Below are 6,000 nucleotides of genomic sequence, written 5' to 3' on the forward strand. Positions count from 1 at the left end.
CGGAGCGAGCAGGTCCGGGGAAGCACCGGCCGGCTTCAGCCAGGCGCCTACCAGGCCCGGGCGAGCAACCTGCACGCACGGTGGCCCCAGCCGCCCGATACCGCCACTCCCCCCACGCCCGCAGCGCTGATGGACGCCGAGCCGGTCGGAAGCGAAGGCGCCGCGCGGGTCTCGGACGGCAAGCTCGTCGACCGTGGTCGGCGACCGAGGCTGGGAGCTGCGCCAACCGCGGAGCTGCGGATCCGGCGGCGAGGCACTCGTCCAGGAGGCCTTGGTCGGGCCCAGCGCGTCCGGGACACCAGCAGGACCCCTCGCCGCCCGGCTCCGCACCGCGCCCCGGCGTCGCCTCCGTCCGGTCAGCTCCTGGGGGTCGAGCGGGACAGGCGGAAGGCCGAGGCGAGGAAGAAGATCCCTCCGAGCGTGGCGTAGCCGGCGAGGGCGGTCAGCGAGGGGGCGTCCTGCGAGGCGCTTCGGATGAAGCTCGCACCGGCCAGCACCGAGATACCGCCGCTGACGATCATGGCCCACTGGCCGCCCATCGGCCGGCGCGCGACGCCCACGAGGAGCTGGACCAGCCCGGAGGCGACGGCCCACGCACCCCAGACGCGTAGCACATCGGCGATGCCCGAGGCGCCGGCGACCGCGACGCCGACGGCGGCGAGCGCGCTGACGGCCATGTTGGCGTACAGGCCCCTGACCGGCCCGGCGGCGCGCGCCGACCTGGCGTCGACGACGGCCGCGGCCACGTCGAAGGCGGGATAGAGGAACAGCAGCAGCCGGGCCGCGACGGTGAGCTCGGAGCCGGACACCAGCAGGAGCGCGGCCCACGCGACGGCGAAGACGAAGCGGATGACGTACAGCCGGCGCAGGGCGGGCGTGGCGCCGACGGGCTCGGCGGAGGCGGTGGATGCCATGGGGTTCTCCAGTCACTGCGGAACACAGAGAGAACGCTCTCTCTTGTTTTGCAGACTGGCACACCCGTTCCGCGAAAACAAGAGAGAGCGTTCTACCCGCTAACATGGGTGACATGACGAAGACGGAAGCCGGCACAGGCACCGGCAGGCGGGTCTCCGAGGCCCGGGAACGGCTCCTGAGGACGGCCGGGCAGCTCTTCTACGCGGAGGGCATCCACACGGTGGGCGTCGACCGTCTGGTCGCCGAGTCGAAGGTCACCAACGCCACCTTCTACCGCCACTTCCGCAGCAAAGAAGACCTCGCCGTCGCCTACATCGGAAGCGTCGACCAGGCGATCCGCGCACAGATCGACTCCCTGACAGCCGCGGACGTGCCGCCCGACGGCATCCTTCGGGGCATCGGCGCGTCCCTGGTCGAGCAGATCCGCTCACCGGGTTACCGCGGCTGCGCCTTCCTCAACGCGGCAGCGGAATTCCCCGATCCCGACCACCCGGTCCACCGTGCCGTCGTACAACACCGCGAGTGGTTCCTGCAGACGATCACCGGACTCTTCGCCGAGATCACAGCCGCGCAGGCCGAGCACGCCGGGCAGCACTTCGTCATGCTCCGCGACGGCGCGATGAGCGCCGGCTACCTCGGCGACCCCGTCCCGGCCGGCGAGACCCTGCTGCGTGGCATCGAAGGGCTGCTGCGGATCCACACCGCGCGCGGGCTCGACGAGCACGCCGACTCCACCCCCGGCCAGGTCCCCTCGGCGGCCACGACGGTCCCCGGCATCGAGTGCTCGCCACCCAGCGCGTAACCGAGGCCGGGACGCGACCAGCCACGCCGAGCACCGAGTACTGAGCGAGCCCGGGCGTGGTCTGGCCAGGTGCGGTATGTCCGCCGGGCGAGGGATCGCGGTGTGCTGCTGGGCGAGCCGCCGGCCGGGCAAGGCCTTGGACCGGGCACGGGTGGCGAACACGACACGACGGACGCGCGGACGGGCGGACGGGCGGACGGGCTGCCGCCTGCGGCCGGGTCGGCCGACGCCTGCGGACGTAGTCGGCCGAACTGACCGGGGAACAGACGGTGTGGCAGCTCGCGGAGCTGTTCGGGGGTGCCGCGGTCGGCGGCGTACGGGCATCTCGACAAGGCCTGTACCGTGCTCCGTCAGCCCAAGAAGCCGTCGTCATGGCGATGGCCCTCTGACAGCTACCTGCCGGACTGCCGGTCACCTTTCGCCTGGGGACAGAGACAGGGCTCTCCGGGACGTCAGCGGGTGCCGGGCTCGTGCGGGATGACGCGGACCGGCTCTGCGGGCGGGCGGCGGAACATGGCGCGGTAGTCCCGTGGTCGCCGGCCCGTGTGCCGGGCGAAGACGGCGCTGAACGTGCTCGCGTCGGCGTAGCCGAGGTCGGCCGCGATGTGGGCGACCGTCCTGTCGGTCGTCTCCAGCAGGTGCCGGGCCCGGCGGACCCGAGCGGACTGCAGGTACGCGAGGGGACTCTGGCCCGCCTCCTCACCGAAGCGGCGGAGCATCGTCCGCGTGCTCACGTGGAACGCCGCGGCGAGGGCGGAGAGATCGTAGCGGGAGCCCAGATTCCGGTCGAGCCACCGCTTCACACCGCCGGAGAACTCGCGGCCGGCGACGGGCAGCAGCGCCGGGTCGACGTACGGGGCCTGGCTGGTACGGGCGTCGTCGACGAGCGCCACGCGCGCGGTGGAGCGGGCGACGCCGGGGCCGTCCTGCGCGCGGATGAGCTGGAGTGCGAAGTCGTACATGGCGCTGAAGGCGGCCGTGGTGGTCACTCCGCGGTCGGTGACGACCAGGCGCTCGGGGCACACCTTCACCTCGGGGTACCGGCGGGCGAGGCGATCCGCGAACAACCAGGCGGTCGTCGCCTCGCGCCCGTCGAGCAGGCCGGCCTCGGCAACGAGGAAGGCGCCGACGCAGATCGACACGACGGCTGCTCCGGAGGCGGCCTGCGAGCGGATCGCCGCCACCTCGGGCCGCAGGTCCGCCAGTGCCGCGTCGAGATCGAGCGCGGGCGTGAGCTCGAAGCCCGGCACCACCAGCACGTCCACCGGGCGCATGGCCGAGACGCCGACCGTCGGACCACCGGACATGATCACCCGCCGTCGGGGCGAGACCACGGACACTTCGCACGAGGGTCGTGCCACCCCCTGCGCGGCGGCGACGTGACGGGCCATCACCAGCAGGTCCGGGACCCCGAACACCTCCGAGCCGAAACACCCGGGGTAGGCCAGCACTCCCAGTCGCAATGAACTCATGTGTCCCCCCGGCACGATCGGGTGGCGATTTCGCCGCACTATCTGGCGATGCCGCCGTTTCTGAGAGAGGCAGTCTCCTGCCACGCTGCCGCTCATGACAACCACCCACCCGCGACCCGACGACTCCCCGGCCGATTCCCCGGCCGATTCCCTGGACGACTTCTCGCACCGCGTGGTCGACATCGATGCGGTCGGCAGGACCGTGCATGTCACCGGGTCGGGACCGGCCGTCGTCCTGCTGCCCGAGATGCCCGGGATCAGTCCTGACGTCGCGCGCCTGGCGCGCTGGCTGCGCGAGGCCGGCTTCCGTGTGTACCTGCCCTCCCTGTTCGGCGTCGACGGCGCCTACCCGACCGCCGAGGCGGGCCAGGCCGTCGTCCGGCGGGCCTGCGTCAGCGCCGAGTTCCGTGCGTTCGCCGGCGGCGGTACCAGCCCCGTCGTGACCTGGCTGCGCGGACTCGCACGGGTGGCGCACGCGGAGTGCGGCGGGCCGGGCGTCGGTGCGGTCGGGCTCTGCTTCACCGGCAACTTCGCCCTGACCATGACGCTCGAACCCGCCGTCATCGCCCCCGTCGTCAACCACCCCTCACTCCCCCTCGACGACCCGGCGGGCCTGGAGATCGGAGCCGATGACGCCGCCCGCGTGGCCGAGCGCATCCACCGCGACGGCCTCAAGGTGCTCGCCTACCGCTTCGAGAACGACAGGTGGTGCACCGGCCGACGGTTCGCGGGCTACCGGGCGCTGCTCGGCGACGCGTTCGACGGCCGTGTACTCGCGGACGAAGCGGCGAACACGGACCCGCCGCCCTTCTTCCGCGACGTCGTCGGCTGCGCCCACAGCGTCACCACGGCCCACCTCGTCGACGAGCAGGGCCACCCGACCACACGCGCCCGCGACGAGATCATCGCCTTCCTCGCCGAACGGCTGAGACCGGCCACACCCGACACCGGAACCGACGAGCCGAACTGACGCGAGCGCCTCGACAGGGTCACGCCACCCACTGCGGTGTATCCCGCGCCGTGCCGCTCCGGGGGTGCTGCAAGGTGGCCCCTTTGTGATCCATACTCTCTGCCGACAGCTTCGGGGAGGGCATGTCCATGCGGCACGGCTGTGGGGTCACGCGATCGGTCAAGGGAGCAGCGGCCGTTGTCGTTGCCGCTGCCCTGATGAGCGGTTGTTCGTCACACGATCCAGCGCGGGCCAAGGAGTTGCAGCGGGATTACTGCGCCAAGCTGGGGTCTTGGCAGGACGCGGCACACGCCACGCCAACCAGCGAGGCGGACACCGAGTCGGCAGGGCGTGCGGTTGTCGCGGCCTCGAAAAGGCTTGACCAGGCAGGCCTGGAACACGGCGGCACCCACATCCTCGATGACACCGTCGACGCGGTCGGCGGCGACATCGGGGCTGAGGGCCGTGCGGTGTCCTACTGCGACAGCTCAGGTTTCGAGACCTTGGTCAGTTGGGCTGGATAGTGCCGTGAGCGCACGGGTTGGCCGAGTCCCGGTCAAGCCGCGCTTCGGGCCGGCCTCAGACGACGGCCGGCAGGACGGTCAGCGTTCCGGTGGCTGTGTCGATCGTCGCCTGGGTACCGAGCGGGATGGTCGGGGGGTTGGTGCCGTGCCCGGCGGGGAGTCCGCCCAGGACCGGCACACCGAGCCCGGCGAGCCGGTCGCGCAGGACGTCGCGGATGCCCCATCCGCCCAGCGCGGGATCGTCGGCATCGCGTTCGAAGCCGAGGAACTGGCCGAGGGCGACGCCGTGCAGACCGTCGAGTGCCCCGGAGCGGGTGAGCTGGGTCAGTGCGCGGTCGACCTCGCCCAGCCCGGTTCCTCGCTGGTGTTCGAGGAAGAGGATCGCGCCCCGCAGGCTGGGCAGGCCCGCTCCGGTCTCCGTGCGGATCGCGTCGAGGTTGCCGCCCATGAGGACGCCGGTCGCCGTGCCGTCCACGGTGACGTCGGCGGTGGCCTCGGAGGGGTCGCGGTGGAGGGTGACGGGGTCGGTGGTCATGAGTGCGCGGCGCAGGGATTCGGCGGAGGCGGGCCCGGTGTAGGTGTCGTTGGTTTTGGCGAAGGGGCCGTGGAGTGTGGCCAGGCGGCAGCGGGACCACAGGGCGAGGTGGAGGTGGGTGATGTCGCTGAAGCCGACGACCGGCTTCGGGTCGCTTCCGAGGGCGTCGGTGTCGAGGTCGTCGACGATGCGGTAGGTGCCCTTGCCGCCCCTGGCGGCGATCACGGCGCGGACGCCCGGATCGCGGAACGCCGCGTTCAAATCGCGGACGCGGTCCTCGTCACGCCCGGCCATGTAGCCCCACTGATCGAAGACGTGCTCGCCCAGCTCGACCCGAAGGCCCCAGGAGGTGAGCAGTTCGACGCCCCGATCGACTTCCTCCCGACTCGGCGGACAGGCAGGAGCGACGATCCGCACCCGGTCACCGGGCCGCACACGCGGCGACCTTGACGGCTGCGGATTCCGGTAGTCATCCATCCGACGATTCTGCATGGGCCGGGCCCACAACCATGCGGCGCCGACGGCTCCAGACGCGCACGCCGACCGTTCGTCAGATCACCGCCGCGCCGCCCAGGAGGTGATCGTCCGCAGCCTGGATCCACCTTTACAACAGGCCCTATTACTCCGGCCGTAGATCGCTACAGTCGTGGGGGGGGGGGGGGGGGGGGGGGGGGGGGGCGTGGGGGGGGGGGGGGGGGGGGGGGGGGGGGGCGCGCGCGGGGGGGGGGGGCCGCCCCCCCCCCCCCCCCACCACTCCCACCCTGCACCCGGAAGGTGTCCCCCCGTGGAAAACGGCGCTGCCC

6 protein-coding genes are annotated in these 6,000 nt (G+C 72.2%); 3 read left to right on the forward strand and 3 right to left on the reverse strand.

Translation table 11 applies throughout. The features are described 5' to 3' along the window. Positions 1 to 356: 356 nt before the first annotated feature. A complete protein-coding gene (locus tag ACGFZS_RS44735; RefSeq protein ID WP_393799997.1) occupies positions 357 to 914 on the reverse strand; it encodes a hypothetical protein in 558 nt (185 codons plus the stop codon). 104 nt (positions 915 to 1,018) lie between these two features. On the opposite strand from ACGFZS_RS44735, the gene ACGFZS_RS44740 reads away from it, so the two are divergent. Next, on the forward strand, positions 1,019 to 1,717 hold the full coding sequence (locus tag ACGFZS_RS44740) for a TetR/AcrR family transcriptional regulator (RefSeq protein WP_393660639.1): 699 nt from the start codon (positions 1,019 to 1,021) through the stop codon (positions 1,715 to 1,717). A 452-nt stretch (positions 1,718 to 2,169) separates the two neighbouring features. Here ACGFZS_RS44740 and ACGFZS_RS44745 read toward each other — a convergent pair whose 3' ends face one another. Further along, positions 2,170 to 3,189: a GlxA family transcriptional regulator gene (locus ACGFZS_RS44745; RefSeq protein ID WP_393799998.1), complete on the reverse strand. Its 1,020-nt coding sequence runs from the start codon at positions 3,187 to 3,189 to the stop codon at positions 2,170 to 2,172. Between the two features lie 94 nt (positions 3,190 to 3,283). On the opposite strand from ACGFZS_RS44745, the gene ACGFZS_RS44750 reads away from it, so the two are divergent. Together ACGFZS_RS44750 and ACGFZS_RS44755 are read left to right on the forward strand one after the other, a co-directional pair. After that, complete coding sequence (locus ACGFZS_RS44750) at positions 3,284 to 4,159, forward strand: dienelactone hydrolase family protein (RefSeq protein WP_393799999.1); 876 nt, start codon at positions 3,284 to 3,286, stop codon at positions 4,157 to 4,159. Positions 4,160 to 4,281: 122 nt separating this feature from the next. Next, a complete protein-coding gene (locus tag ACGFZS_RS44755; protein WP_393800000.1) occupies positions 4,282 to 4,662 on the forward strand; it encodes a hypothetical protein in 381 nt (126 codons plus the stop codon). A 55-nt stretch (positions 4,663 to 4,717) separates the two neighbouring features. Here ACGFZS_RS44755 and ACGFZS_RS44760 read toward each other — a convergent pair whose 3' ends face one another. Then, on the reverse strand, positions 4,718 to 5,632 hold the full coding sequence (locus tag ACGFZS_RS44760; protein WP_393800001.1) for an LD-carboxypeptidase: 915 nt from the start codon (positions 5,630 to 5,632) through the stop codon (positions 4,718 to 4,720). Positions 5,633 to 6,000 lie beyond the last annotated feature (368 nt).

This window comes from Streptomyces sp. NPDC048288 (assembly GCF_043201555.1).
Taxonomy (GTDB): domain Bacteria; phylum Actinomycetota; class Actinomycetes; order Streptomycetales; family Streptomycetaceae; genus Streptomyces.